Origin of the sequence: Nocardia vinacea NBRC 16497 (assembly GCF_000308835.1) — a bacterium.
GTDB lineage: Bacteria > Actinomycetota > Actinomycetes > Mycobacteriales > Mycobacteriaceae > Nocardia > Nocardia vinacea.
In genome coordinates this window covers 1-276 of the sequence record NZ_BAGN01000285.1, presented here as the reverse complement: position 1 = coordinate 276, position 276 = coordinate 1, and the positions used below count along the sequence as shown (strand labels likewise).

At 64.5% G+C, this 276-nt stretch carries 1 protein-coding gene; it reads left to right on the top strand.

Features of this window, described 5'->3' with window-relative positions:
• Positions 1 to 56 precede the first annotated feature (56 nt).
• A partial coding sequence (locus tag ON44_RS33510; protein WP_040697921.1) for a helix-turn-helix domain-containing protein occupies positions 57 to 276 on the top strand: 220 nt, incomplete at its 3' end.

The following is a 276-nucleotide window of genomic DNA, read 5'->3' as shown; positions in this document are numbered from 1 at the left end:
GCAACATTTTTGCTGGGATTGTTGCAGGGGGCGTGCCGTCTGCTAGCGTCGACGGCGTGAAGACGGCGTCGAAAGCACCCCTGAGCCGCGACGATGCGGCCGATCCGGAGACGCGGATCCTCGATGCCGCCTTGGTCCAGTTCTCGAAGGTCGGCGTCAAGAAGACGACGATCGAGGATGTCGCCCGGCAGGCGGGGGTGGATCGTGTCACGGTCTACCGGCGGGTGGGCTCACGTGACGATCTTGTGCAGGCTGTGATCAGTCGCGAGGTCGCGA